Below are 24,995 nucleotides of genomic sequence, written 5' to 3'. Positions count from 1 at the left end.
CATGTTGAAATATCTGCTATCGTCCTTCCCAAACCTCGCCTTCCCTAAGTTGAACCTCAAGGACATCAGCAGGTTGGCGGATGGTGAGTGGCCCGGAGTGGCCAGCCGTGATGCGGAGTGAAGACAGTTTTCCTGCTTGCCAGCTGAGGTCAACTGTGTGGCCGCCACGGATGCAAACGCCCTTCAGACTGCCGCTTGACCATTGTTCCGGCAAGGCGGGCAGGAGGCGAAGCTCGCCGGGGCGCGATTGCACCAGCATTTCGACAATCCCAGCAGCTCCCCCAAAATTCCCGTCGATCTGGAAGGGAGGATGGGCATCCATCAGGTTTGGATAGGTGCGCTCAGGGGTCAAAAGCTTGGCTAGAACCTCTGCGGCCCGATTGCCATTGCCAAGTCTGGCCCAAAGGTTCAGCCGCCAGCCAATGCCCCAGCCCGTTGCATCATCGCCGCGCCGCTCCAGAACAACCTGTGCGGCCTTAGCCAGATCCGGCGTTTCCAATGGGTCGATTTGCAGGCTCGGATAAAGCCCATAGAGATGAGAGACATGGCGATGCTGCTGCTCTGGCGCGTCCAGATCCCAGTCGTCCATCCATTCCTGCAATTGACCGCCTTTGCCGATACGGTCTTCCGGCAGGCGGGCTCGGGTGGCAACTGCCGCGGCGTGAAGCTCACCGTCTTGGCCAAGTGTGGCGCTGGCATCCGCGAAGGCCTCAAACAGGTCGCGGAGAATCTGGTTGTCCATGGCGGGTGCGGCGCAAAGCGACGAGCCGAAGGGGTGGGAATTTTCTGGCGACAGTGAGGGGCAAGTGCCGAGGTAGTCGCTAGCAGGCAAAGCAACCAGCGTATCCAGCGCAAATTCTACCGCGCCTTTGATCAAAGGATAGATGCGCTCCAGCACGGCGCGATCAGGATTGAAGCGATAGTGATCATAAAGCTGGGCGCAGAGCCAGGCGCCGCCCATCGGCCACAGCCCCCAATGAGGGCCATCAATGGGGCCGGTGGCACGCCAGATATCGGTGTTATGGTGCAGAACCCAGCCACGCGCGCCGTAATGGGCCTTGGCCATCTCGCGGCCGGTTTCGGCAACATCTTCCACCAATTCCACCAGCGGCAGGAAGGTCTCGGACAGATTGGCAACATCGGCCAGCCAGTAATTCATCTCCAGATTGATGTTGACGGTGTATTTGCTACCCCAGGCGGGCAGAATATCTTCGTTCCATATACCTTGCAGATTGGCGGCTTGCGTGCCGGGTCTGGAACAGGAAATGGCAAGGTAGCGGCCATATTGTACATAGAGCGCGGCCAGCGAGGGATCATTGCCTTCGGCATAGGCGGCAATGCGCTTGTCGGTCGGAATTGTTGGCACCGGCTTGTCACCGAGCTCAATCTGCATCCGGTCAAACAGACGGCGATGCTCGCTGACATGGGCTTCCAGAAGCGCCTCATAGGGCAGCATAGCCGCCGCATCCAAACGTGCTTTGATCTGCGCCTGCGGATCACCATCAATAGTCTTGTAGTTTTGAAAGCTGGTGCCTGCATCGATCAGCAACACGACACTGGACGCTTCACGCACCCGAATGGTCTCCTCGCCAATATCGACAAAGCCCCCCTCGGACAGCACCCGCACCCGGAAGGCGAAACGCAACGCGCTATCAATGCCGTTTTGCCGACGATTACGCCCGTCATAGCCAAGGGTGGCACCGATGATATCAATCGGATCGCCGTTTTGCGGGCTGCTCAGCATCACCGTCATCGACAAGGCACCCGGCTGATCCACGGCAATCCGGCAAACGATCACATCCTGGATGGCAGAGGCAAAAACATCGCGGCGAAAATGCACGCCGTGGCAATCATATTGCGTGACAGCAACAGCCGTTTCCAGATCAAGCGAGCGACGATAATTGGTGACGGTCATATCATGGTGCAGATCAAGCCAGACATCCCCAATCGGCTGATAGGACGTCTGCCGATCCGGCTTGGCCATGGCCCCTTCATAGGCCTTGCGGTCTGCCTCCTGATAGCGCCCGGCAAGGATCAGATTGCGCACCTCCGGCAAGGCAGCGCGGGCATCGGGATTGATGGGTTGGTAAGGGCCACCGCTCCAGAATGTGCTCTCATTGATCTGAAGACGCTCATTCCAGGCATCGCCAAATACCATGGCGCCCAGCCGACCATTGCCGACGGGAAGGGCCTCGGTCCAGGCGGATGCGGCACGATCATACCAGAGTTCATTATCGTTCATGATTAGAAATCCTATTAAATTAACAGCTTAACGGTCGATTAACGAAGGCGCGCACCGCTGGCCGGATCAAACAACAGGGCCTTGGACGGATGAAAGCCGGTGTGGATGGTATCGCCGGCCCGCACCGACCGATCACCCTTCAGATCAACCGTCAGCGCATCTTCGCCGCGCATGTTGCTGTAGCCGTAAGAGACGCCGCCAAGGCTCTCCACCATGTCCACCCGAAGGTCGAACCGGGCTGATCCCTCTGAGGAAAAATTCTCTGGCCGCATGCCAACAGAAATCTTTGCGCCGGGGGCAAGATCCGCACCCAGTGCAAGCTCGAATTCCACGTTCTCGAACTCAGTGAGCTTGATCCGTATCGTTCCCGCGCTGCGCGCCACGACATGACCCGTCAAAAAATTCATGCGCGGTGAGCCGATGAAACCGGCCACGAACATGTTGTCGGGATCGTCATAAAGGCTGATCGGCGTGCCGATCTGCTCGACATTTCCCGCCCGCAACACCACGATCCGGTCGGCCAAGGTCATGGCCTCCACCTGGTCATGGGTGACGTAGATCATGGTTGACGCCAGAGACCTGTGCAGTTCGGCAATCTCCAGCCGCATTTTCACTCGCAATTCGGCATCAAGGTTAGACAGCGGCTCATCGAACAGGAACACGTTGGGATCGCGCACGATGGCCCGCCCGATGGCAACCCGCTGGCGCTGTCCGCCAGACAGGGCCGCAGGCTTGCGCTCCAGAAGCGGGGTGATGTGCAAACGGTTTGCCGCCTGCTCCACCCGCCGTCCGATGTCGGCGCTTTTCATGCCCGCCATGCGCAGCGGAAAGCCGATATTGTTGCGCACGGTCATATGCGGATAGAGCGCGTAATTCTGAAACACCATGGCCACACCGCGCTCCGTAGGCGTGGCATCATTGATGCGTTGACCATCGATGAGAATGTCGCCTGTCGTGATCGGCTCCAGCCCGGCAATCATCCGCAGCAGGGTGGATTTGCCACAGCCGGATGGCCCCACAAAAACGGTCAGGGAGCCATCTTCAAGGTCGAGATCAATGTCATCGATGACCTTCAAGGCACCGTAGCGCTTGCCGACGCCTTTGAGTTCAACGGTTGCCATATAATTTCTCCTCCCGATGGCCGGGTTTTGGCCGAGCCATGAACACTGTGGATGACGCGATCATTCCTTGCCTCCCGAGCGATTGCGGGCGTCTGCGGCAAAGAAGCGCTGAAACACGATGAAGACCACCAAGGGCACCGCCATGGTGACGATGGCCGCCACCGATTGTTGATCCAGGTTGGGCTCGAATGAGCCTGCAATGCGGGCCAAAAGCACCGTCAGCGGCACATCGGAGCGCAGATACAGCATGGGCAGCAGCATGGAATTCCAACACCACAGGAATTGCAGGATGCCAACGGTTGCCATCGGTGTGAGGGAATTGGGCAGAACGACATGAAGAAAAGTTCGGATCGGCGTGCAGCCATCAATTTTTGAGGCCTCGATCAATTCACGTGGAAATTCTGCCAGAAAGCTCTGCACCAGAAAGATCGACCAGGCGAAAGACAGCCCGACAAAGGGAATGAGCACGGCCCAGACATTGTCGATCATGTGCAGATCACGCCACAGGGTAAACAGCGGAATGATCACCACCTGCTGCGGCAACACGAAGGAATTGACGACAACAAGCAGCAGAATACGTCGTCCGGGGAATTTCAGAAACTGAAAGGCATAGGCCGCAGCTGGCGCCAGAAGAACCGTCAGCAACGTCGCAAGCCCGGTGAGTTTCAGGGACGACAAAAAGGCGGGGGCCAGCGGATATTTTGTCCAGACCGTCTGCCAGGCGTCCAGCGTGAAGCGAAGGGTGTGCAGTGACCACCAGCCGCCAACGGCAATATCACCGGCAGGCCGGATGGAGGTCAAAACCAGACCGACAACCGGCACGATCCAGAGAATGGCCAGAAGACCGACGAGAACCGGAATCCAGAGCGGAGCACGGGCGTTCATGTCGCCTCCTTGGTGCGCTGACGCAGCAATGGGATGGAAACGAACAGCACGACGGCCAGCAACACGACGGTGGCCGCCGCGCCATAGCCAAGCTTGAACTGCATCATCGATTCCCGAAACATGAAATAGCCAACCGTTTCGGTGGAGCGCACCGGACCACCGCCTGTCATGACGAAGATCATGTCAAAGGCCCGCAAGCTGCCGAGAAGATTGATGAATACCGCCACTTTCAACCCCGGCAGCGACAGAGGCAAAATGATGTGGCGCATGATGGAAAGCGGCTTGGCCCCATCAATATAGGCCGCTTCCTTGATGCTTTTGGGGATGGTCTGGATCGAGGCAAAGCAGGTCATCAGCGGCAAGCCCACTTGGGTCCAGGCATAGGCAATCACCAGACATGCAAGGGCTGTGGACGTATCGCCCAGCCACGCGCGGGTCAGGTTTTCCAGACCAAGCGTGTTCAAGACGGCATTCAGCAAACCGCTATCGCCGGGCCGGTAGATGCCGAGCCAGATGAAACCGCTGACGGCCTCGGCAATGCCATAGGCGCAGAAGATCATCACGCGAAACGGCAGAGTGGTGCGCGGGGCCAGCGAACACAGCACCGCCAGACCCCAGCCGATGCCTACTGACAGAGCTGTTGTGCCGACCGTCCAGATAATGGTGGTGATCACGGCTACACGAAAACTGGCATCCGCCAACAGGTTTGCGTAGTTGGAAAGCCCCACCCATTTTGCTGGGGCAAGACCGCGAATATCGAAAAACGACAGACGGATCGTATCGATCAACGGATAGACGACCGCGCACAGAAACAACAGCACCATAGGTGCAAGCAGGATGAGAGCCGCTCCCCCATCCGTCTGGAAGAAGCGCCTGTTGGCGCTTCCTCCTGTCCGTGGCAGATCGGTGATGGCCGGCATCAATACGATCCCTTTGCCTTGGCCTCGATCGCAGCCGTCATCCTGTCAATGTTGGCGTCGCTGGGATCGCCCAGAAATTTCTGAAGCTGGATGCGATACTCATCCGCCAGATCGCCGGGCAGACCATCCCCCAGCACGAAAGCCGTATCCGCCCCGGTCACAAAGGTATTGGACGCTTGAATGGCAGGGCTATAAAGCCCAACATCAACCGCTTTGGAGGAGGATGCTAACCCGCCCTTGGCAATGATGTTGGCCCCTTCACGGCTTATGGTGAAATCCATGAAGGCGTCCGCAGCCTCGCTGTTGCCGCCGGATGCCAATGCGACAAACTCCTTGGCATCGACACTGGCGGCAGTGTCATGCCCCTGCCCTGTGGCTGGAAACTGGAACAGACTGAACTGATCTGGAGCAAGTTTGTAGACGGTCTCGGCGCGGTTGTTGATCCACATTCCCATCTGGAAAAAACCTGCTTTGCGCTCTTTCAAAACCCGGTCCGAGGCATTGTCCCACTCTGTGCCAAGCATTGTGGAGGCATCGCCGCAGCAACCGGCACTCAACAGCTCGCGCCATTTGCGAAGGGCCGCCTTGACGCGATCATCGGTCCAAGGGGTCTCGTGAGCCACCAGCTTGCGGGAAAGATCCGCCCCGCCTTCGCGCAAAATCAGCGTTTCAAACACTTCGGCATGCGCCCAGGTCTTGGCAGGGACGGCCATTGGCACCACACCGGCGCTTTTCAGCTTGGCGATAGCGTCCAGAAATTGCGCCCAATCCTTGGGCGGCGTGGCAATGCCTGCCTTTTTGAAGGTTCCGGTATCATACCAAAGACCGCTACGGTCGCCGTAAGTGAAGGTAACGCCGTAGAGTTGGCCGGAGACAGACCCAAGATCCTTCCAGCTGTTGTCGAGCCGTTCTCCCCATTTCATGGCGGAATAGGCATCATCCAGCGGGCGCAAAAGACCGGCGGTCACAAGTTCTGTGCGGAAAGCGGGCCAGGTATTGATCATCAGATCGGCCTTTTCGCCGCCCATCAGCGAGGTGCGAAGACCTCCACGGGGATCGCCGGACCATGTCACCGGCACTTCCTTGATTTTCACATCCGGATATTTGGCCATGAAGGCTTTTTCCAGATTTTGGATCACCTCAAGGTCAGACCCCGCCATCCATTGCAGGATGACAAGATCACCTTTTGGCGCGGACAGCACAGAACCGCTTGAGGCCAATGCAATGGTAAACGCTGCCAAAGTGAGACGCGCACAGCGTGACGCCTCCCCGGCAATAGCCGTGAAACTGGTAGTCATCATAGGGGCTCCTCCTCCCGTTATGACGTCATACTGTCATCTAAAATGAAACGATGTCAACTAAATTGACTCATAAAGCAAAACTGCCGGATTGCTGATCTGTGCGGGAAATTTCGTATTGAGGAATTTGAAGGACGCCGACGACAACGGCATAAATCGAGAGGAAATGGAGGGAATCTCCGGCTGGTTTGAACCCGCCACCAGCCGTTTACGTGACCATGCTGACCAGCGCACCACCGGCGAATTTCATCGGTAAAATGCCGACCAAACTTCTCCGGCCTTAACAAGAAGGGGCAGGTGCAAACGATGATCCACGCCTTGCCAGCAGACGCGCAACAGGCCTTTAGCAATCTTTCAACGAGGCCGAAATCGTCCAATCATGCAGTTATTAAACTGTTATTTATCAAAAACTTGCAGATAAATCAGGCGTCAAGGGATCATAATCTCTCCCGACCTCGACTCCTTTCGAAAATCCTGCATTTATATGGCGGCGGAATGGCCGCGTCATCGGTCAATTTTCGAGCCACCGCCGTCGTGATGCCGTCAGGTGGGCATACATTGCAGCCTGTGCCGCGAGCGGGTCTCGTGCTTCCAGCGCAGTCAGAATTGCCTCGTGCTCGATCAGCGCCAGTGACCAGGTTTCAGGCGTCTCAAAACGGCCCCGTATATGGTCCGAGATAGGGCTATGGCGTTCGTCAAAGAGATTGGCGACGATCTCCGCCAGAACCGAATTGCCCGACTGTTCGGCAATGGTCAGATGAAACTGGCGGTCCTGATCGATCGGCTTGCGCCCCGCGGCAATCTCCTGACGCATCTCTTCGACAATCCCGACAAGCGCCGCAAAAACCGCATCGGTCATTGCCCCAGCGGCCTTGACGATAACAGCGCTTTCAATGACGGCACGCGCCTGCATCAACTCGGTAGGGCTCTCCCCCAGTGATCGTCCAGAGGCGGCGGACTTGCTGGCGGACAGGACATAAATGCCCGACCCCATGCGAATCTCAATTGTCCCGTCAATTTCCAGCGCAATCAACGCCTCGCGCAAGGACGGTCGCGAGACCCCGAGGGTTTGCGCCAACTCACGTTCCGGCGGCAACCTTGACCCTGCCGGATAAGGGCCACTTTGGATCAGATGCCGAACCTGGTCGGCAATCTGTTGGTAAAGACGCTTGGGCAATGTCATTTTGGTCAGTCCAATTTAAAGAATTTCATCAATAAAGCTCTATTTATCCGAGATATTGCAACGCATGCAAGCAGGAAAGAATAATTGGCTTGACCAATTATTGCGCCATGCCCTATGTCTGTCTCTCGAAAGTCTGGGAGGCTTTCTCGAATTGGAGGACACCGCGATGGGAGGAGTGTCGCTTGCCGCAGGCGAGTGCAAACCCGCGCCGCTGCTTTTGAAACTGGAGGGCGTCACCAAGGAATTCCCTGGGGTGAAGGCCCTACAGGACGTTAGCCTCGATGTCAGGGCCGGTGAAGTTCATGCGGTTTGCGGCGAGAATGGAGCCGGAAAATCCACGCTGATGAAAATCATTAGCGGCGTCTACCAGAGAGACGCCGGCAACATGATCTACAAGGGCGAGACGGTTCATTTCACCTCCACATTGCAATCGGAGGCCGCCGGAATTGCCATCATCCATCAGGAACTCAACCTGGTTCCACATCTCTCCGTTGCCGAAAACATCTATCTTGCCCGCGAACCCCGGCTAAGTTTTATGGGTGGGCGTTTTATGGTCGACAGACGCAAGCTGCGCCGGGACGCCAAGCGATGCCTCGACCGACTGGGTGTCGACATCAACCCCGACGCCCAAGTGCGCACGCTCTCCGTCGCGCAGCGGCAGATGGTCGAGATTGCCAAGGCCCTGTCGCTTGACGCCTCCGTGCTCATCATGGATGAACCGACCTCCTCGCTGACCCAACAGGAAGCACAGCTTCTCTTTCGCGTCATCCGCGATCTGAAGCGTGAAGGAACCGGCATTATCTATATCTCGCACCGGCTCGACGAAATGGCAGAGATCGTTGATCGCGTCACGGTGCTGCGCGATGGGCGCTACATCTCTACGGATGATTTCGATGCGATCACCGTGGACTATATCGTCGCCCGCATGGTGGGCCGCTCGCTGGAAGAGAAATTCCCGGCGCCGACCCGTTCGCCAACCAAGGACACCATCTTTTCCGTTTCGGGTCTTAGCCGCCATGGCGCTTTCTCCGATATCGGCTTTGAACTTCGCCGTGGCGAAATTCTGGGTTTTGCGGGATTGATGGGCGCCGGTCGGACGGAAGTGGCCCGGGCGATCTTCGGAGCCGATCCGTGCGATAGCGGAACAATCCAGCTCGAAGGACGGCCCCTGTCGATTTCCGACCCGCGTTCGGCCATTGACGCAGGGATTGCCTATCTTTCCGAGGATCGCAAGGCCGGAGGTCTGGCAGTCAAAATGCCGGTCGATGCCAACCTGATGATGGCCAACATGGAGGCTGTCTCCAATCCGTTCGGCGTCATCGACAAGGAACTGCACCGCCAGTCGAGCCAACACTATGTCGATCTGCTCAACATCAGAACGCCCAGCCTGAACCAACCCGTCCGCCTGCTGTCAGGCGGCAACCAGCAGAAGATCATTATTGGAAAATGGCTGTTCCGGCAGCCGAAGATCATGTTCTTCGATGAGCCGACACGGGGCATCGATGTGGGCGCCAAGCTCGCCATCTACCGGCTGATGGATGAGCTTGCCGCCAAGGGCATAGGCATCATTCTGATCAGTTCCGAGCTTCCGGAAATTCTGGGACTATCGGACCGCGTTGCGGTTTTCCACGAAGGCCGCATCACCGCAACACTGACGACGCGGGAAACGTCGCAGGAAGAGATCATGCTGTATGCCTCCGGCCGTGTCCGGGAGAGCGCGCGAGGAATGTCCCATGGCTGAGATCACCACTGGCAAGCCCCAGCAATCGAGCGACAAGCCACCGCAAAAAGGTTTGAGCGACCGGCAGAAGGATATCATCCAGAAATTTGCAGCGCTTGGCTGCCTGGTCGTTCTGGCCGCTGTGTTTGCCCTCACTTCCAATGCTTTCCTGAGCGTCAACAACGGCATGACGATCGCACTACAGGTCACGTCGATCGCCTTTCTCGGCATTGGAGCAACCTATGTCATCATCACCGGGGGTATTGACCTCTCGGTCGGCTCCGTCCTGGCGCTGGCCGGGGTGGTCGCCGCCCTTGCCGTCAAAGAACTCGGCGCGCCGGTGTGGATCGGCATGTTGCTCGGCGTTCTCACCGGCACCGCCTGCGGGGTCATCAATGGCCTGGTCATTACCAAGCTGAAGCTGCCACCATTCATAGCTACCCTTGGCATGATGCTGATTGCACGGGGCGTCGCACTGCAAATCACCGGCGCGCGGGCGGTCTCAGGCCTTGGCGAATCCTTCGGCGTTCTCGGCAATGGCTCACTGCTGCGCTTCGAAAGCATTGACGATCAAGGATTTCCGGTGGTCAGCTTTCCGGGCATACCCTATCCCGTGGTGTTGATGATCATCATTGCCGTGGCCGCAGCCTTCGTGCTGAACCGAACCGTGCTTGGTCGGCATATCTATGCCACCGGCTCGAATGCGGATGCCGCCCAGCTTTCAGGCGTCAATGTCGCCCGCGTCACCGCCTTCACCTATATCGTCTCCGGCACGCTGGCTGGCCTGACCGGCTGCGTGCTGATGTCTCGTCTCGTCACCGCCCAGCCGAATGAAGGCGTGGCCTATGAGCTGGACGCCATCGCTTCGGCGGTGATTGGCGGAACTTCGCTGATCGGCGGCGTCGGTACGATTTCCGGAACCTTCATCGGTGCCTTTGTCATCGGCATCCTGCGCAATGGCCTGAACATGAACGGCGTCTCCGCCTTCACCCAGCAGATCATTATAGGCCTCGTCATTCTCGGCACCGTCTGGATCGACCAGATCCGCAATCGGAAATAATACTCGCCGTCAGGCGGAGGCAGAACGAACATGGGAAGGGAGGAGCCTTCCCCCGCATCGGTCCCCGGCAGGGGCCGTCACACTGAGGAGGAAAGATATGCGTAAACTAGCCCTGGCCCTTGCGGCTTCAGTCTTTACACTGTCGGGGACGCTCACCGCTTCGGCGGGCGAAATCGCCGTGATCGTCAAGACCGTCAACTCCACCTTCTGGCAGAATGTCCAGAAGGGCGCGGATGCCGCAATTGGCAAGCAGAAGGCCCATACAATAACCTTCCAGGGTCCGGCGGCAGAATCCGCCATTGCCGATCAGGTCAATATGGTCGAGAACGCCGTAAACCGGAAGGTCGACGCCATCCTGCTTGCGCCATCCGACCCGGACGCACTGGTTCCGGCGGTGAAGAAGGCCTGGGAAGCCCGCATTCCCGTCGTCATCATTGACTCGATGCTCTCGAAGGATGCCGAGAAATATTACCAGGCCTTCCTGGCGACGGACAACAAGGCAGCCGGTGAACTGGCGGCCAAGGCGATGATCCAGAAAGTCGGGACCGAAGGCAAGATCGCCGTGATGTCCTATGTGGCAGGTGCCGGTTCCGAAATCGGCCGCGTTGGCGGCTTTACCGACTACATCAAGGCCAACTCGAAACTCCAGATCGTCGGCCCCTATTATTCGCAGTCGCAGATGGCGACCGCGCTGAACCAGACGACCGACGTTCTTGCCGCCAATGCCGACCTGAAGGGCATCTTCGGCGCCAATGAGCCGACCGCCATCGGCATGGGCCGGGCGATCAAGCAGGCTGGCAAGACTGGCAAGCTCGTCGCTATCGGCTTTGACGGCAACCAGGACCTTCAGGAATTCGTCAAGGACGGCATGCTGGAAGCCACCGTCGTCCAGGGTTCCTATCAGATGGGTGAAAAAGGCGTGGATACGCTTCTGAAGCTTCTGTCGAAGGAAAAGGTCGAAAAGTTCATAGACACCGGCGTCGTCGTCGTCACCAAGCAGAACATCGACAAGCCGGAAGCTAAGAACGTTCTCTACTAAGTTTGTCAGGGAAAAGTGGGACCCGGTTTTCCCGAAAAGACAAACGACAACAAGAAGATCACAGACTGTCTGGTTCAATCCGAACCTGGCAGTCTGTGATGCACGTGCGGCACGCGGGTTTCTCTCGCGTGCCGTTTCCCCGGATTTTTCAGTTTATGGGCAGGACAATGCAGGTCAACGACAGGCGCACGCTGCGCAATCGCGATGTTTCCTTCACGGTGATGGGTCTCGGCTGCGCGCAGATGGGCAATCTCTATCGCTGGACGAGTTACCAGGAAGCGCTCGGGGCCTTCGATGCCGCCTGGGATGCGGGCATCCGTTACTTCGATACCGCTCCCTTTTATGGCTACACCCGCTCTGAACGACGCCTCGGGACAATGCTGACCGAGCATGAGCGCGCAGACTACGTGCTCTCCACCAAGGTGGGCCGCGTCATGGTCCCCGATGAGACCGTCGGACCGGAGGAAGACACCTATATTCAGCCCCTACCGTTCCGTCCGGTCTACGATTACACCTATGACGCCATTCTGAAATCCTTTGAGGCAAGCCAGCAGCGCACGGGCGTGCTGAAGCCTGACATTCTCTATGTCCACGACATCGGCCAGATGACACATGGTGAAAAGCACGGGCATTATTGGGACCAATTGACCAAGGGCGGCGGGTTCAAGGCACTCGGCCAGTTGCGCGACGCTGGCCTCGTCAAAGCCATCGGCCTCGGCGTCAATGAGTGGCAAGCGGTCTGGGATGCGATGGATGCCTTCGATATCGATGTCGCCATGCTGGCCGGGCGCTATACGCTGCTGGAACAGGACAGCCTGACGCTGCTGGACCGGGCGGATAAAGCCAATGTCGGGATCGTGGTGGCCGGGGTCTTCAATTCAGGCCTGCTGGCGGGAAACCGCAAGTTCAACTACGCCGAGGCACCCGCCGACATTCTTGCCCGCGTCGCCGAGATCGAAGCGGCATGTGCCGCTGAAGGCGTGTCGCTGCAGGCGGCGGCCTTGAACTTTCCGTTGCTGCATCCCGCCGTCGTCTCCGTGGTATCCGGCGTCCGCAACGCCGAGCAGATCCGCGCCAACGTGGCCTGGATGCAGGAAACCGTCCCCTCCTCCGTTTGGCGATCCCTGAAGGACAAGGGTATCATCGCCGATGGCGTGCCGATCGGAGCGTGACCATGATCATCGATGCCCATCAGCATTTCTGGCTCATGAAAAACCGGCAAGGCCAATGGCCCCCACCGGAGCTTGCCGCCATCTACAGGGACTTCCTAGCCTCAAACCTGGAGCCGCATCTGGCGGCGACGGGCGTTGGCGGGACGGTGCTGGTTCAATCACTGCCGAGCGTTGATGACACGCGGTTCCTGCTGGATCTGGCGCAACACCATGATTTCATTCTCGGTGTGGTGGGCTGGGTTGACCTGAAGGCGGCGGATGCGGCAACCGTCATCACGGAACTGGCGACCTATCCGAAGCTGAAGGGCCTGCGCCCCATGGTGCAGGATATTGCCGAGGATGACTGGATCGACGATCCCACACTCGACCCGGCCATCGGGGCGATGTTGGCCTCAAGTCTTACCTTCGATGCGCTGGTTCTGCCCCGCCATCTCGCGCCATTGGAAAGGTTTGCGCGCCGTCATCCCGCTCTGCCTATCGTCATCGATCACGGTGCAAAACCCGTCATCGCGCAAGGGCTCTATAGCGACTGGCGCAAGGCCATGTCGCGGCTTGCCGACCTGGAAAACATCTCCTGCAAACTGTCCGGCCTGCTGACCGAAGCTGGCTCGCAACAGCCAGAAGCCATTCGTCCCTACGCCGAAACGATCCTGGAGCTCTTCGGGCCGGACCGGGTGATGTGGGGCAGCGATTGGCCGGTACTGACCCTCGCCAGCGATTACCAAAGCTGGCTTGCCCAGGCCCGGGCCATCGTGCCGGAAGCCGCACATGACCGAGTCTTTTGTGAAAACGCCCGCCACTTCTACGGCCTTTGAGGGAACCCTAGTAACCCGTTTTTAAATGAACTGAAGAAGGCATCAATGCTTGTTTCCATTCGCAGATCCTTCGCAAAAGCGCGTCACCGCTTTGCGGATCTGCCCAAGAGGCTGATATGACCTGCATTACCAATCTCAATGTTTTTGATCTGCGCTTTCCGACATCCGCAAGCCTTGATGGCTCCGATGCCATGAACCCTGACCCGGATTATTCAGCAGCCTACGTGGTCCTGGAAACGGATGAGCCAGGCCTGGAAGGCCATGGCCTGACCTTCACCATTGGCCGTGGCAACGATATCTGCTGCATGGCAATCAAGGCCATGCGCCATCTGGTGGTGGGCGTCGATCTGGACGAGGTGCGGGCAGCACCTGGCCAGTTCTGGCGAAAGCTGACCGGCGATAGCCAGTTGCGCTGGATTGGACCCGACAAGGGCGCCATGCATCTGGCCACCGGCGCTGTCGTCAATGCCTTCTGGGATGCCATGGCAAAGCAGGCCGGTCTGCCGGTGTGGCAATTCGTATCGACCATGTCGCCGGAAGAGATCGCCGACATCGTCGATTATCGCTATCTCACCGATGCACTGACCCGCGAAGAGGCTGTTGCTATCCTGCGCAAGGCGGAGGACGGCAAGGCCGACCGCATCGCGCTTCTCGAGAAGCAAGGCTATCCCTGCTACACGACCTCAGCCGGATGGCTGGGATATGACGATGACAAGCTGCGCCGTCTGGCGCAGGACGCCATCGACCAGGGTTTCAATCATATCAAGATGAAGGTTGGACGTGATCTTGAGGATGACATTCGTCGTCTGACGATTGCCCGCGAGGTGATCGGTCCGGATCGGTATCTGATGGTCGATGCCAATCAGGTCTGGGAAGTGGGCCAGGCCATCGACTGGATGAAGAAGCTGGCCTTTGCCAAACCTTTCTTCATCGAGGAGCCAACCAGCCCGGACGATGTGGCAGGGCACCGCAAGATCCGCGATGCCATTGCGCCGATCAAGGTCGCGACCGGGGAAATGTGCCAGAACCGCATTATGTTCAAACAGTTCATCACCGAGGGCGCGATCGACATCGTGCAAATCGATTCCTGCCGCATGGGCGGGCTCAATGAAGTTCTGGCCGTGCTGCTGCTGGCGGCCAAATATGAAAAGCCCGTCTGGCCACATGCTGGCGGCGTCGGGCTCTGTGAATATGTCCAGCATCTTTCGATGATCGACTACATCGCGGTCTCCGGCACCAGGGATGGCCGCGTGATCGAATATGTAGACCATCTGCACGAGCATTTCATCGACCCCTGCGTCATCCAAAACGCCGCCTACATGCCGCCGTCCCGTCCCGGCTTCTCCATCGAGATGAAGCCGGAATCGATTGCGGCCTATACATTTCCCACGTCAAAGGCGGTCTGATGCGTCAGTTTCCAAACACGCGACCCGTCATCCACTGAATAAAGGACATCCTGATGAAAGCTCTCATCTGCGACGAGCCCGGCCGCCTCTCCCTTATCGAGCGCGCCCCACCCCCGCGTGCAGAAAATGAGGTTCTCGTGCGCATCCGCCATGTCGGTATCTGCGGCACGGATTTTCACATCTATGCGGGCAAGCATCCCTTCCTGGAATATCCTCGCGTCATGGGACATGAATTGTCGGGAACGGTTGCGGAGGCGCCCGCAGGCAGCCAGTTGAAGACCGGCGATGCCGTCTATATTGTCCCCTACCTGTCCTGCGGCGCCTGCCATGCCTGCCGCAAGGGTCTCTCGAATGCCTGCCAGAACATCCGGGTTCTTGGCGTTCACTGTGACGGCGGCATGGCCGAATATGTGAGCGTGCCAGAAGCAAATGTCGTCCCAACGGGTGGCATTTCACTTGCCGATGCAGCGATGATCGAGTTTCTGGCCATCGGCGCACATGGTGTGAAACGCGGTAACATCGCACACCAGGATCGTGTTCTCGTCACCGGCGCCGGGCCGATCGGCATGTCGGCAATCATCTTTGCCAAGGCAAGAGGCGCGCATGTGACGGTGATGGACACCCGCGAGGATCGCCTGGCCTTCGCCGTGGATCGCCTCATGGCGGATCAATCGCTGTTTGCCGATGCTTCGGCCGAGGCTGAAGTCGAGAGGATGACAGGTGGCGATGGTTTCGACGTGGTGATTGATGCCACAGGCAATGCCATTCCGATGCAGCGCGGTTTCAATTTCCTCGCCCATGGCGCACGCTACGTCCTGCTCTCCGTCGTTCGCCAGGACATCACCTTCTCCGATCCGGAATTCCACAAACGCGAGGCAACGCTGATCGCCAGCCGCAATGCCCAACCAGACGATTTCGCCGAAGTCGTCCGCCAGATTGAGGCTGGCAAGGTGCCGACGCGGGCCTTGAATACCCATACCGGCCACCTTGATGATGGCGTCCAGCTTTTTCAGGAATGGTCCCAGCCGCAAGCCAGGGTGATCAAAGCCATCCTGGAAATTGGGTAGGTTCAGTGGTTGGCTATTCAGGAGACAGACCGCACTTGAACCTGCCTGTTCTTTCGCGCCTTACACTCAACAAAAGCCGTTGAGCTTGAGGATTTTATGGGCGTCGATCGAAGCCTGAAGCTTATCCTCGGAGTTTCGATCCCCATTGTTTGCATCAGGATGATGCAATTTGAGCATCTGCTTGTAGCGGCTTCTGATCTCTTCCGGCGTTGCATCCGGGGAAAGACCAAGCGTCTCGAAAGCCTTCGCTTCCAACACCTTGAGCTTACGGCGCTGAGTATCCAATTTTTCCGCTTGGCGTTGTGCAGCACTCTTACGTGCATTTGTGGCTTTTGCCGAGCCGGAGCGGGCCGTGGAAGGGAGCGGAATTTCCGAGGGTTTATTGACGCTGGTCCCCCACGTCTGCAACTTGCCGCTCGCCGCATCCTTCTGATAGCGCGCTGTTACAGGGTCGGACAGATTGGGTGCGAAATTGTAACCTTTGGTGTAGGTTTTCACATGATCGGCACAGAACAGCAGATAGAGGCCCTCGGCAATTTGGCCGACAGGAGCGCGATGCGTTCCAGCCTTGTCGCAGCCATCCCATTGGCATTTCGGACCTGTCGATCCACGGTCTGGAGCAGGCTTTTTACGCGTCGACCGAAGGCCAACAAAAATCTTTGAATCAGAGGTCATGCTGCCTTATATGGCCTTCCCACTACGGTCGGCAAGGAATTTGGACAAGGGTGCTTTACAGAAAATGCATCCGCCGTCACGATTGGTTGACCAGTCAAGAGAAGCGCCATTTCATCAGGTTATTGAACGGAAACCGTAGCGGCTGGAAGTGCAAGCACCGCACGCAAGCCAGTCGGGGCAATCTGCTCCAGTTCAAACGATCCCCCATAGAGGCCGGCCATTTCCGTTACAATCGTCAGACCAAAACCATCGCCTGGAACCCGTTCGTCTTCCCGAACGCCAGGCAGGAGAACCGTATGGAGTCGATCCAACGGGATGCCGGGACCATCGTCTTCGACGCTGATCCTCACCATAGGTCCGTCCCGCACGGCAAGCACGGAAACATGCACCGATGCCCATTTGAAGGCATTGTCGATCAGGTTGCCAAACATCTCCTCGACATCCTTTTCGTCGCAGGCGACACACAATCCGTCCGCCACGTCGGTTTGAAAGGTGATGCCACGATCCGCATGGATCAGGCTGATCGCTCCATAGACGTCGGCAATTGTCTGCGCCACATCGGTGCGCGCAACCGTAGCCGCCGATGCCATCACCCGACGGGCGGCACTGAGATGGTGCTTGATCCTGGTGTCTATTCTGGCAACGAGATCGCGCAGCACACCGTCCTGATCATTGCCGCTATCCAGCGCGAGCAACAGGCTGGCAACGGGTGTCTTCAATCCGTGCGCCAGATTGGCAAACTGAATGCGTGTTGCGGCAAGTCTCTCCTCATTGGATTCAATCAGCCCATTGGTCTTCGATGCCAGTGGCGCGAGTTCGATGATGGGCATATCGGGAAGCCGAGATCTTTCTCCACGGTTGATGGCGTCGATGTCGGCTGCCATCGATGTGAGGGGGCGAAGGCCAAAGCGGATCTGCCAGAGCGTGCCAATCATCAGCACGGCGCCCAGCAGCAGCATGCTGGGTGCCAGCCAAAGCAAGGCGCGAATAGCAGGATCGGCGAGCGCCGCTTGGGGGGCGGACACTGTTATCGTCATGATGGCGCCAGCGACATCACGGGTGCTCTGACGCAAATAGAGCTTTCGCCCGTGATCATGCCCCTCTCCAGGGGTCGGCGTGGCGGTGATCATCTGGAAGAAATCTTGGCTTAGTGGCGGAGTGTCTATGGTCCCTCCCAACAGCGAACGTGAGGTGAGCTGCCGCCCCATGCTCTCGATCTGCCAATACCAGCCTGATCCGGGGCGATCGAAAGGCGGCGCATCCAGCGGCGTGGAGAGCGTGAGCCTGCCGCCTTCATCCCGCACCACCGCACTGGCCAGCGCGCTGATCTGGGTATCGAGGCGCTGATCGATCTGCTCACGGATCACGGTTTTGAGCGCCAGCCAGAGAACGACAGACGCCACCACGAGGGCCAGGGTCACGAAGATGCCGGAAAAAATCAGCAGGCGTCCGGCAATTGATCTGGGACGATTAAGCGCAGGAAATATCATGGCTGCCCCGGCGCTGTCAGCATATAACCCCGACCGCGGACGGTCTCGATAACATCCGACCCGAGCTTTTTGCGCAGCCTTGCGATGATGACTTCGATGGAGTTGGAATCCACCTCAGCGTCGCCATCGTAAACGCGCTCATTCAGCTCGCGCCGATCAACAACCATCTCTTTCCTGAGCATGAGGCATGACAGTACCCGCCATTCCAGCGCGGTCAGTTTAACTGGAAGCCCATTCAGCTCAAATGTGCCGAGTTGAGCATCAAACATCAGCGCGCCACAGCAAATGCGTGAAGAAGCATGGCCGGTCGCCCTGCGCACCAAGGCCCGCAGCCGGAGTACCAGCTCTTCGATTTTAAACGGCTTTGCGAGGAAGTCGTCCGCGCCGGCTTTGAAGCTCGATACCTTGTCCGGCCAGCCGTCACGCGCCGTCAGCACAAGAACAGGGAGATTGCGCTCGCTTTCACGCCAGCCCTTCAGAACCGTGACGCCATCGATCTTTGGTAACCCGAGATCAAGCACGGCAATATCGAACAGCTCTGTCAGTCCGGCATGGAGCGCGTCCTCGCCATTGCGAGCGATGTCGACCACGAAGTTCTCCGATCTCAGCGCAGTGGCGATCCGGCCGCTGAGGTCATCATCGTCTTCGACGAGCAGTACGCGCATAAGAACTAACTTTCATTTGCAGGATGAGGTCCAGACTTATCGAAAACGGCTGAACTCAATCTGAACCAGAAGGTTCAGCGGGGTAACGGCAGAGGACCTGTAGAGTGCCCTGGAGTTTGTCAGGGGAAGTGGAAACCGGCTTTCCCGAAAGACAAACGAACACGACAGACTTTAGACCATTTCCAACACAGATGCAGCGGTTCTGCAGTCGGAAATGCTCTGGTCAACCACCAAGGAGAATGAATGATGACGGTCGAACATCCTAGCGACGAGCATCCGGAAAAGGCAGGCAAGCCTTCTCCCCCGCACGAGCGGCGGAAACGATACTGGATGGCTCTTCCCGCAATCGCCGTGGCGCTCGCCATCGGCGCGGTTGGTGGGGCCGGTGCAATGAAGCTGGTGCGTCCAGCCCCCGAAATGGCCCCTATATCTCCTGTTGCCATTTCAATGATGCCGACATCAAGCCTGGTCACCATCAAGGGCAAAGTCAGCGAGATTTACGGCAACAAGTTCATCCTGCAGGACGACAGTGGCAAGGCTCTGGTCGAAACCGGACCGGCTGGAGACGGTGGCGGCCTTGTCACGAAGGATGACGTCGTGACCATCCAGGGTCGGTTTGACGACGGCGTCGTGCATGCGAGTTACCTCGTCGATAGCAGCGGGAAAACAGCGGCTCTTGGTCCACCAGGTCCGCCGCCGCACAGACCGTTCGGTGACTTCGCCAACAGACCTGCCCCCTGAACTCCCTGGATCATCCGCAACGTAAACCAAAAATCGCCTGAACCAAAAGTCGTTTGTCACGTTAAGTGATGCGCTTTTCAACGCACCAAAGGATAAATCCTATGAAACGTTACATTCTTTCCGCCGTCGCCCTTGCTGCACTGGCCGGAACCGCATTTGCCCAGCAGCCGCCAGCACCGCCACAGCCGCCAGCACCACCGGTTGCGGGCGCCACAGCTCCCGACGCCGATGCCGCAACCCCGCCGCCACCGCCGCCAGGCATGCCAGGCGGACCGGAAGAGCGTGCAGGACCGCCTCCGCGTGGCCCAGAAGGCCCGATGGGTCCCCGTGGCCATCGCCCACCACCGCCGCCAGCGCCTTCCAAGGCGGCCCATTTCCGGGTTGAGGATGGCGAAACCAGGATCGACATCAAATGCGCTGATGACGAGCCGATGAAAGCCTGTGCCGATATCTTGCTTCAGGTTATTGATCGCTTGAATGGACCTGCGCATCCCTAAGCATTGACGATCCCTGTTGTCGCATGGCCAGATAGCCGTGCGACAACAACATCCATAACGGGCAACCATTAGGCTCGTTCATGCTTCAAGGCATAGTGAGCGGTTCGCTTACCCCTTCAAGTTTCGATTCAAACCACCACGAACCCGGTAAAAGGGGTGAAACCGCCAGCACCTCATCCGTCGTTCAAGTCCGGCCTATGAAATCGAGCCGGTTTTGTCTCGGTCTCAACGCCTCCCTGCAATATGCTCGAGTACATTCCTGTCGTTCTGAACTCGGTCGGACTGGCTCCGAAATGCCGCCTGAAAACCTTGGAGAAATAGTTCGGCTCTTCGAAGCCGCAGATCGTCGAGATCTCCTTTACGGAGAGATGCGAGCCCTTTGTCAGCAGTTTGACTGCTCTTTTCAGACGTTTGTGCAGCACGAATTCCGCTGGCGGCATGCCTTCGCTCGCAGCAAAGACCCGTGAGAAATGGGCTCGGCTGAGACCAGACACTGCCGCCAGTTGCTCAACAGAGAGAGACTGATCCAGATTGGCCGAGATATGATCGATGACATGCTGCATTGTGCGATATTCCGCGCTCAAGGTCGGATGTGAGCCGAAAACGTCATCGTAAAGCGCCATGGCGGCATCATAGGCGATTGCAGAGGCCCGTCCCGGCGTGTCCGCGCCCCCGGCAATGAGGCGTTGGCTGCAATCGGCGAGATGCTCGACGGTCTGTTGGTTCAGATTGAGAATAGGTCCCATGGCCGTGAGGATCGCGTTATGGATTCGCAGCGCTTCCTCGCCATTCATCGAAATCCAGAAGAACTCCCAGCGCCCCCCTGGCTCCAGCCAATATCGGTGATTATGCGGCACCAGAACCAGCAATGTCTGGCCCGGCATCACCCGATAGGTGCTGTTTTCATAGCGCAGGTTTCCAGCACCCGAGATCGTGTGCTGAAGAACGGTAAACGGTGTTTGCCCACGCTTCCTGCCATCCCAGTCATAGGTGGCATCATTACGCACTTCATAGCCTGTGCTGGTCGGCATGGTATGCAGGCTATGGCGACCCCGGGGCAGCGAGACGGTGCGCATGATCGGCCCAGCGTCAATCATCGTCTTTAGCACAGAATTACCCATGAAAGCATAATACCTCTCTGGCGGTCTGGACGATTTTACAGATAATGCCGCCCAAGAGGAAAATATACATTGATCGTGACAATATTCGCAAGGAATGCGACCGGCACTTGGCGGGGCGCTTCATTCCACCTGTGCGAATCAATTTTACCCTCTCAAGACAAAACGGTCTAACACATGTGGAGGAGCATTGTATGAGCAGCTTCAAGATCGCCATCATCGGGGCTGGCAGCGTCGGCTTTACCAAGAAACTTTTCACCGACCTTTTGAGTGTGCCGGAGTTTCACGATGTGGAATTTGCGCTCACCGATATCAGCCAGCACAATCTTGATATGATCAAGACAATTCTGGACCGGATTGTCGAGGCAAACAGGCTTCCTGCCAAGGTCACGGCGTCTACGGATCGCCGCGACGCCATTGCCGGGGCGCGCTATATTATCAGCTGCGTGCGCGTCGGCGGTCTTGGGGCCTATGCCGATGATATCCGCATTCCGCTGAAATATGGTGTTGATCAATGTGTGGGGGATACGATTTGCGCAGGCGGCATTCTCTATGGCCAGCGCAATATTCCGGTCATTCTGGATTTCTGCAAGGATATCCGTGAACTGGCCGAGCCGGGCGCAAAATTCCTCAACTATGCTAACCCCATGGCGATGAATACCTGGGCGGCGATTGAATATGGCAAGGTCGATACGATCGGGCTTTGCCACGGTGTGCAGCATGGTGCAGAGCAGATCGCCGAGATTTTGGGTGCCGGTCCGGGCGAGCTGGATTATATTTGCTCTGGCATTAATCACCAGACATGGTTTGTCGATGTGCGCGTCAAGGGCCGCAAGATTGGCAAGCAGGAGCTGATCGATGCCTTTGAGGCCCATCCCGTATTTTCGCAGCAGGAGAAGCTGCGTATCGATGTTTTGAAACGCTTCGGGGTGTATTCGACCGAGAGCAACGGCCATCTGTCAGAATATCTGCCATGGTATCGCAAGCGGCCGGAAGAGATTACCCGTTGGATTGATATGTCCGACTGGATTCACGGCGAAACCGGCGGTTATCTGCGCTATTCCACTGAGACCCGCAATTGGTTTGAAACCGAGTTTCCGCAATTTCTGGAAAGTGCGGGCAAACCGCTGGACCCCGCCAAGCGCTCCAATGAACATGCCAGCCATATTCTCGAAGCGCTGGAAACCGGGCGGGTCTATCGCGGCCATTTCAACGTGAAAAACAATGGTATCATCACCAATCTTCCCTCCGATGCGATTATTGAATCGCCCGGATTTGTCGATCGCTTCGGTATCAACATGGTGGCGGGTATCACCCTGCCGGAAGCCTGTGCGGCCACCTGCATTTCCTCCATCAATGTCCAGCGGATGTCAGTGCATGCGGCTATTTCGGGGGATATCGAACTTCTGAAACTCGCAGTGCTGCATGATCCGCTGGTGGGGGCGATCTGCACGCCGGAAGAAGTCTGGCAGATGGTGGACGAGATGGTGGTGGCGCAGGCCGAATGGCTGCCGCAATATGCCCATGCCATTCCCGAGGCCAAGGAGCGCTTGAGCCGAGGCACCGTCAAGACCCGCGATTGGAAGGGCGTTGCCCGCCGCGACGTGCGCTCCATTGATGAACTGCGGGCCGAAAAAGAAGCGATAAAGCTGAAGGCTGCAAGCTGATTGATCAGGGCAGCATGACATCCGGTTTCTGAGGAGGGATCGGATGCCATGACCCGCGAGGGAGCGCCGCGTATTTTGCGGCACAACTATAAGAAGTGAGGAGGGAACAACCATCATGAAAAGCGTCACCCATACCGCAAAGACTACTGCCCTGTTGCTGGGCGTGTCGGTTTTTGCTGTTGCAGCCTTTGCGTCCGAGCCGACCATCGTGCCTGAGGCTCCTCCCTTTCCGGGACAAGGCAAGATCACCTATGTGCCGCGGGATTCCATTGAGGAGTTCAAGGCTCTGCCGAATTACAGCGAGCCGGATTGGGTGACGGAGAAATTCGTCAAAACTGGTAAACTGCCGCCGGTGAAGGAGCGCCTGCCGAAAGAGCCACTAGTATTCAAGACCGGCAATATGCCCGATGGCATCGGTGTCTATGGCGATACCTTGCGCCACGTCATTGGTGGTAGGCCCGAGGGCTGGAACTATTCGGCAGGCCAGACCCAAGGCTGGGGCGGTATCGACATTGCCATGTCGGAATGCCTGACGCGGACAGCCCCGCTGTTTCAGGTGAAGGCCGATGATGTGGAGCCTTTGCCCAATCTCGCCAAGAGCTGGGATTGGTCTGCGGATGGACACAAACTGACCATGCACCTGATTGAGGGGGCGAAATGGTCGGATGGCGTGCCGTTCACCTCTGATGATGTGATGTTCTACTGGAATGACAATGTTCTGGACAGAAATGTCACACCCTTGAACGGCGCAACGCCCGAAACTTTTGGCGAAGGCACGACGCTGAAAGCCATTGATGATTATACCGTCGAGTGGACCTTCAAGGAGGCGTTTCCGCGACAATATTTGTTCGCCATGGCTTACGGAACATTCTGCCCTGGCCCGGCCCATATCCTCAAAACAAAGCACCCGAAATATGCCAAGGACTTCACCTATGATCAGTATAAGAACGGCTTTCCGCCTGAGTATATGAACATTCCGGTGATGGGGGCCTGGACGCCCGTGTCCTATCGTCCTGACGATATGATCGTGCTGCGCCGCAATCCCTATTACTGGAAGGTGGATGAGCAGGGGCATCAACTGCCCTATATCAATGAGATTCACTACAAGCTCTCGACATGGGCCGACCGCGATGTGCAGGCCATTGCTGGCTCCGGCGACCTGTCCAATCTTGAACAGCCGGAGAATTTTGTCGAAAGCCTGAAGCGGGCAGCGCAGCCATCGGCCCCTTCCCGCCTTGCCTTTGGCGCGCGTCTGATCGGCTATAATCTGCGGCTTAACTATTCGGCCAATGGCTGGGGTGATCCCGATACGCGCGGTCAGGCGGTGCGCGAGCTGAACCGCAATCCCGATTTCCGCAAAGCCATTACCATGGCCCTGGATCGTAAGAAGATCGGGGAATCGCTGGTCAAGGGACCGTTCACCGCCATTTATCCTGGCGGATTGTCGTCAGGCACGAGCTTTTATGACCGCCAATCGACAGTCTATTATCCCTTTGATCTGCCGGGGGCAAAGGCGCTTTTGGCCAAGGCCGGGCTGAAGGATACCGATGGCGACGGTTTCGTCAATTTCCCGGCAGGTGTCGCAGGTGGTCAGGATGTGCAGATCGTTCTGCTCTCCACCTCTGACTATGGAACCGATCGAAACCTTGCCGAAGGTGTGATTGGCCAGATGGAAAAGCTGGGCTTGAAAGTGGTGCTGAACTCACTGGATGGTGTCAAACGCGATCAGGCCAATTTTGGCGGCCGGTTCGATTGGATGATCCGCCGCAATGATCCCGACATGACTTCCGTGGTGCAAAACACGGCGCAATTGGCGCCAACCGGGCCACGCACCAGCGGGCATCACCGCGCGGGGAAGGACGGCACGGTTGATCTGATGCCCTATGAGAAGCAGCTGGTTGCCATCGTCAACAGGTTCATTGCGTCTCAGGACAATGTCGAGCGACGGGATTTAATGAAACAGTATCAGAAGATCGCCACTGAAAATGTCGATACCATTGGACTGACGGAATATCCGGGCGCGCTGATCATCAACAAGCGGTTCTCCAATGTTCCGGTCGGCGCTCCGATCTTCATGTTCAACTGGGCGGAAGACACCATCATCCGCGAACGCATGTTTGTCGCCGCAGACAAGCAGGGTGATTTCGAATTGTTCAAAAACCAACTTCCCGGCAAGCCGGGCGAAAACAAACCTCTCAACTGATCAGCAGCGCT

The 24,995-nt window shown here is 57.6% G+C and carries 21 protein-coding genes; 11 read left to right on the top strand and 10 right to left on the bottom strand.

The genetic code is table 11. The features are described 5' to 3' along the window. Positions 1–16 precede the first annotated feature (16 nt). The 6 genes from ASB66_RS01505 to ASB66_RS01480 form a co-directional block, all read right to left on the bottom strand. Positions 17–2,242, bottom strand: coding sequence for a glycoside hydrolase family 95 protein (locus ASB66_RS01505; RefSeq protein ID WP_060716190.1), 2,226 nt, complete (start codon positions 2,240–2,242; stop codon positions 17–19). 38 nt (positions 2,243–2,280) lie between these two features. Continuing rightward, complete coding sequence (locus ASB66_RS01500; RefSeq protein WP_060716191.1) at positions 2,281–3,363, bottom strand: ABC transporter ATP-binding protein; 1,083 nt, start codon at positions 3,361–3,363, stop codon at positions 2,281–2,283. Between the two features lie 60 nt (positions 3,364–3,423). Beyond that, positions 3,424–4,248, bottom strand: coding sequence for a carbohydrate ABC transporter permease (locus ASB66_RS01495; RefSeq protein ID WP_060716192.1), 825 nt, complete (start codon positions 4,246–4,248; stop codon positions 3,424–3,426). Continuing rightward, positions 4,245–5,168: a carbohydrate ABC transporter permease gene (locus ASB66_RS01490; RefSeq protein WP_234613844.1), complete on the bottom strand. Its 924-nt coding sequence runs from the start codon at positions 5,166–5,168 to the stop codon at positions 4,245–4,247. The genes ASB66_RS01495 and ASB66_RS01490 overlap by 4 nt, the downstream gene beginning before the upstream one ends. After that, on the bottom strand, positions 5,168–6,469 hold the full coding sequence (locus ASB66_RS01485; RefSeq protein WP_060716193.1) for an ABC transporter substrate-binding protein: 1,302 nt from the start codon (positions 6,467–6,469) through the stop codon (positions 5,168–5,170). The genes ASB66_RS01490 and ASB66_RS01485 overlap by 1 nt, the downstream gene beginning before the upstream one ends. A 508-nt stretch (positions 6,470–6,977) precedes the next feature. Beyond that, positions 6,978–7,649, bottom strand: coding sequence for a FadR/GntR family transcriptional regulator (locus tag ASB66_RS01480; RefSeq protein ID WP_060716194.1), 672 nt, complete (start codon positions 7,647–7,649; stop codon positions 6,978–6,980). A 166-nt stretch (positions 7,650–7,815) separates the two neighbouring features. Here ASB66_RS01480 and ASB66_RS01475 point away from each other — a divergent pair, with 166 nt between their 5' ends. The 7 genes from ASB66_RS01475 (at position 7,816) to ASB66_RS01445 (ending at position 15,928) form a co-directional block, all read left to right on the top strand. After that, a complete protein-coding gene (locus ASB66_RS01475; protein ID WP_060716195.1) occupies positions 7,816–9,390 on the top strand; it encodes a sugar ABC transporter ATP-binding protein in 1,575 nt (524 codons plus the stop codon). Further along, positions 9,383–10,429, top strand: a complete 1,047-nt coding sequence (locus ASB66_RS01470) for an ABC transporter permease (RefSeq protein WP_060716196.1) — start codon at positions 9,383–9,385, stop codon at positions 10,427–10,429. The genes ASB66_RS01475 and ASB66_RS01470 overlap by 8 nt, the downstream gene beginning before the upstream one ends. A gap of 97 nt (positions 10,430–10,526) precedes the next feature. Next, positions 10,527–11,468, top strand: a complete 942-nt coding sequence (locus tag ASB66_RS01465) for an ABC transporter substrate-binding protein (RefSeq protein WP_060716197.1) — start codon at positions 10,527–10,529, stop codon at positions 11,466–11,468. Between the two features lie 167 nt (positions 11,469–11,635). Further along, on the top strand, positions 11,636–12,640 hold the full coding sequence (locus ASB66_RS01460) for an aldo/keto reductase (protein ID WP_060716198.1): 1,005 nt from the start codon (positions 11,636–11,638) through the stop codon (positions 12,638–12,640). Positions 12,641–12,642: 2 nt separating this feature from the next. After that, positions 12,643–13,455, top strand: coding sequence for an amidohydrolase family protein (locus ASB66_RS01455; RefSeq protein ID WP_060716199.1), 813 nt, complete (start codon positions 12,643–12,645; stop codon positions 13,453–13,455). Positions 13,456–13,571: 116 nt separating this feature from the next. Next, complete coding sequence (locus ASB66_RS01450; protein ID WP_060716200.1) at positions 13,572–14,861, top strand: L-fuconate dehydratase; 1,290 nt, start codon at positions 13,572–13,574, stop codon at positions 14,859–14,861. A 53-nt stretch (positions 14,862–14,914) separates the two neighbouring features. Beyond that, complete coding sequence (locus tag ASB66_RS01445; protein WP_060716201.1) at positions 14,915–15,928, top strand: zinc-binding alcohol dehydrogenase family protein; 1,014 nt, start codon at positions 14,915–14,917, stop codon at positions 15,926–15,928. Positions 15,929–15,994: 66 nt separating this feature from the next. Here the strand turns inward: ASB66_RS01445 and ASB66_RS01440 are convergent, their stop codons facing one another. The 3 genes from ASB66_RS01440 to ASB66_RS01430 form a co-directional block, all read right to left on the bottom strand. Next, positions 15,995–16,603: a J domain-containing protein gene (locus ASB66_RS01440; RefSeq protein ID WP_060716202.1), complete on the bottom strand. Its 609-nt coding sequence runs from the start codon at positions 16,601–16,603 to the stop codon at positions 15,995–15,997. Positions 16,604–16,722: 119 nt separating this feature from the next. Next, entirely contained in the window at positions 16,723–18,093 is a 1,371-nt protein-coding gene (locus ASB66_RS01435; protein ID WP_060716203.1) for a sensor histidine kinase, read from the bottom strand. After that, positions 18,090–18,758, bottom strand: coding sequence for a response regulator transcription factor (locus ASB66_RS01430; protein WP_114386175.1), 669 nt, complete (start codon positions 18,756–18,758; stop codon positions 18,090–18,092). The genes ASB66_RS01435 and ASB66_RS01430 overlap by 4 nt, the downstream gene beginning before the upstream one ends. Before the next feature lie 243 nt (positions 18,759–19,001). Between ASB66_RS01430 and ASB66_RS01425 the strand changes: the two genes are divergently transcribed. Beyond that, positions 19,002–19,499 carry a hypothetical protein gene (locus tag ASB66_RS01425; protein WP_114386173.1) on the top strand — a complete coding sequence of 166 codons (498 nt, stop codon included), beginning with the start codon at positions 19,002–19,004 and terminating at the stop codon, positions 19,497–19,499. Between the two features lie 101 nt (positions 19,500–19,600). After that, positions 19,601–19,996 carry a hypothetical protein gene (locus ASB66_RS01420; RefSeq protein WP_060716205.1) on the top strand — a complete coding sequence of 132 codons (396 nt, stop codon included), beginning with the start codon at positions 19,601–19,603 and terminating at the stop codon, positions 19,994–19,996. 173 nt (positions 19,997–20,169) lie between these two features. Here ASB66_RS01420 and ASB66_RS01415 read toward each other — a convergent pair whose 3' ends face one another. Next, a complete protein-coding gene (locus ASB66_RS01415; protein WP_060716206.1) occupies positions 20,170–21,117 on the bottom strand; it encodes an AraC family transcriptional regulator in 948 nt (315 codons plus the stop codon). A gap of 191 nt (positions 21,118–21,308) precedes the next feature. Here ASB66_RS01415 and melA point away from each other — a divergent pair, with 191 nt between their 5' ends. Next, positions 21,309–22,781 (top strand): alpha-glucosidase/alpha-galactosidase, encoded by a 1,473-nt coding sequence (gene melA / locus ASB66_RS01410; RefSeq protein WP_060716207.1) that lies wholly within the window; start codon positions 21,309–21,311, stop codon positions 22,779–22,781. A 115-nt stretch (positions 22,782–22,896) separates the two neighbouring features. Continuing rightward, a complete protein-coding gene (locus ASB66_RS01405; protein WP_060716208.1) occupies positions 22,897–24,984 on the top strand; it encodes an ABC transporter substrate-binding protein in 2,088 nt (695 codons plus the stop codon). The last annotated feature ends 11 nt before the right edge of the window (positions 24,985–24,995 follow it).

It is taken from the genome of Gillisella vitis, assembly GCF_001541345.2.
GTDB classification, from domain to species: domain Bacteria; phylum Pseudomonadota; class Alphaproteobacteria; order Rhizobiales; family Rhizobiaceae; genus Allorhizobium; species Allorhizobium vitis.
Note: the sequence above shows the minus strand (reverse complement) of the source record. Positions and strands in the feature narration are given on the sequence as shown.

Coding starts and splice junctions, on each gene's coding strand:
- ASB66_RS01455 (WP_060716199.1), top strand. CDS start 12,643: ATGATCATCGATGCCCATCAGCATTTCTGGCTCATGAAAAACCGGCAA.
- ASB66_RS01500 (WP_060716191.1), bottom strand. CDS start 3,363: ATGGCAACCGTTGAACTCAAAGGCGTCGGCAAGCGCTACGGTGCCTTG.
- ASB66_RS01425 (WP_114386173.1), top strand. CDS start 19,002: ATGATGACGGTCGAACATCCTAGCGACGAGCATCCGGAAAAGGCAGGC.
- ASB66_RS01485 (WP_060716193.1), bottom strand. CDS start 6,469: ATGATGACTACCAGTTTCACGGCTATTGCCGGGGAGGCGTCACGCTGT.
- ASB66_RS01495 (WP_060716192.1), bottom strand. CDS start 4,248: ATGAACGCCCGTGCTCCGCTCTGGATTCCGGTTCTCGTCGGTCTTCTG.
- ASB66_RS01460 (WP_060716198.1), top strand. CDS start 11,636: ATGCAGGTCAACGACAGGCGCACGCTGCGCAATCGCGATGTTTCCTTC.
- ASB66_RS01450 (WP_060716200.1), top strand. CDS start 13,572: ATGACCTGCATTACCAATCTCAATGTTTTTGATCTGCGCTTTCCGACA.
- ASB66_RS01440 (WP_060716202.1), bottom strand. CDS start 16,603: ATGACCTCTGATTCAAAGATTTTTGTTGGCCTTCGGTCGACGCGTAAA.
- ASB66_RS01465 (WP_060716197.1), top strand. CDS start 10,527: ATGCGTAAACTAGCCCTGGCCCTTGCGGCTTCAGTCTTTACACTGTCG.
- melA (WP_060716207.1), top strand. CDS start 21,309: ATGAGCAGCTTCAAGATCGCCATCATCGGGGCTGGCAGCGTCGGCTTT.
- ASB66_RS01505 (WP_060716190.1), bottom strand. CDS start 2,242: ATGAACGATAATGAACTCTGGTATGATCGTGCCGCATCCGCCTGGACC.
- ASB66_RS01470 (WP_060716196.1), top strand. CDS start 9,383: ATGGCTGAGATCACCACTGGCAAGCCCCAGCAATCGAGCGACAAGCCA.
- ASB66_RS01430 (WP_114386175.1), bottom strand. CDS start 18,758: ATGCGCGTACTGCTCGTCGAAGACGATGATGACCTCAGCGGCCGGATC.
- ASB66_RS01405 (WP_060716208.1), top strand. CDS start 22,897: ATGAAAAGCGTCACCCATACCGCAAAGACTACTGCCCTGTTGCTGGGC.
- ASB66_RS01415 (WP_060716206.1), bottom strand. CDS start 21,117: ATGGGTAATTCTGTGCTAAAGACGATGATTGACGCTGGGCCGATCATG.
- ASB66_RS01445 (WP_060716201.1), top strand. CDS start 14,915: ATGAAAGCTCTCATCTGCGACGAGCCCGGCCGCCTCTCCCTTATCGAG.
- ASB66_RS01420 (WP_060716205.1), top strand. CDS start 19,601: ATGAAACGTTACATTCTTTCCGCCGTCGCCCTTGCTGCACTGGCCGGA.
- ASB66_RS01490 (WP_234613844.1), bottom strand. CDS start 5,168: ATGCCGGCCATCACCGATCTGCCACGGACAGGAGGAAGCGCCAACAGG.
- ASB66_RS01480 (WP_060716194.1), bottom strand. CDS start 7,649: ATGACATTGCCCAAGCGTCTTTACCAACAGATTGCCGACCAGGTTCGG.
- ASB66_RS01475 (WP_060716195.1), top strand. CDS start 7,816: ATGGGAGGAGTGTCGCTTGCCGCAGGCGAGTGCAAACCCGCGCCGCTG.
- ASB66_RS01435 (WP_060716203.1), bottom strand. CDS start 18,093: ATGATATTTCCTGCGCTTAATCGTCCCAGATCAATTGCCGGACGCCTG.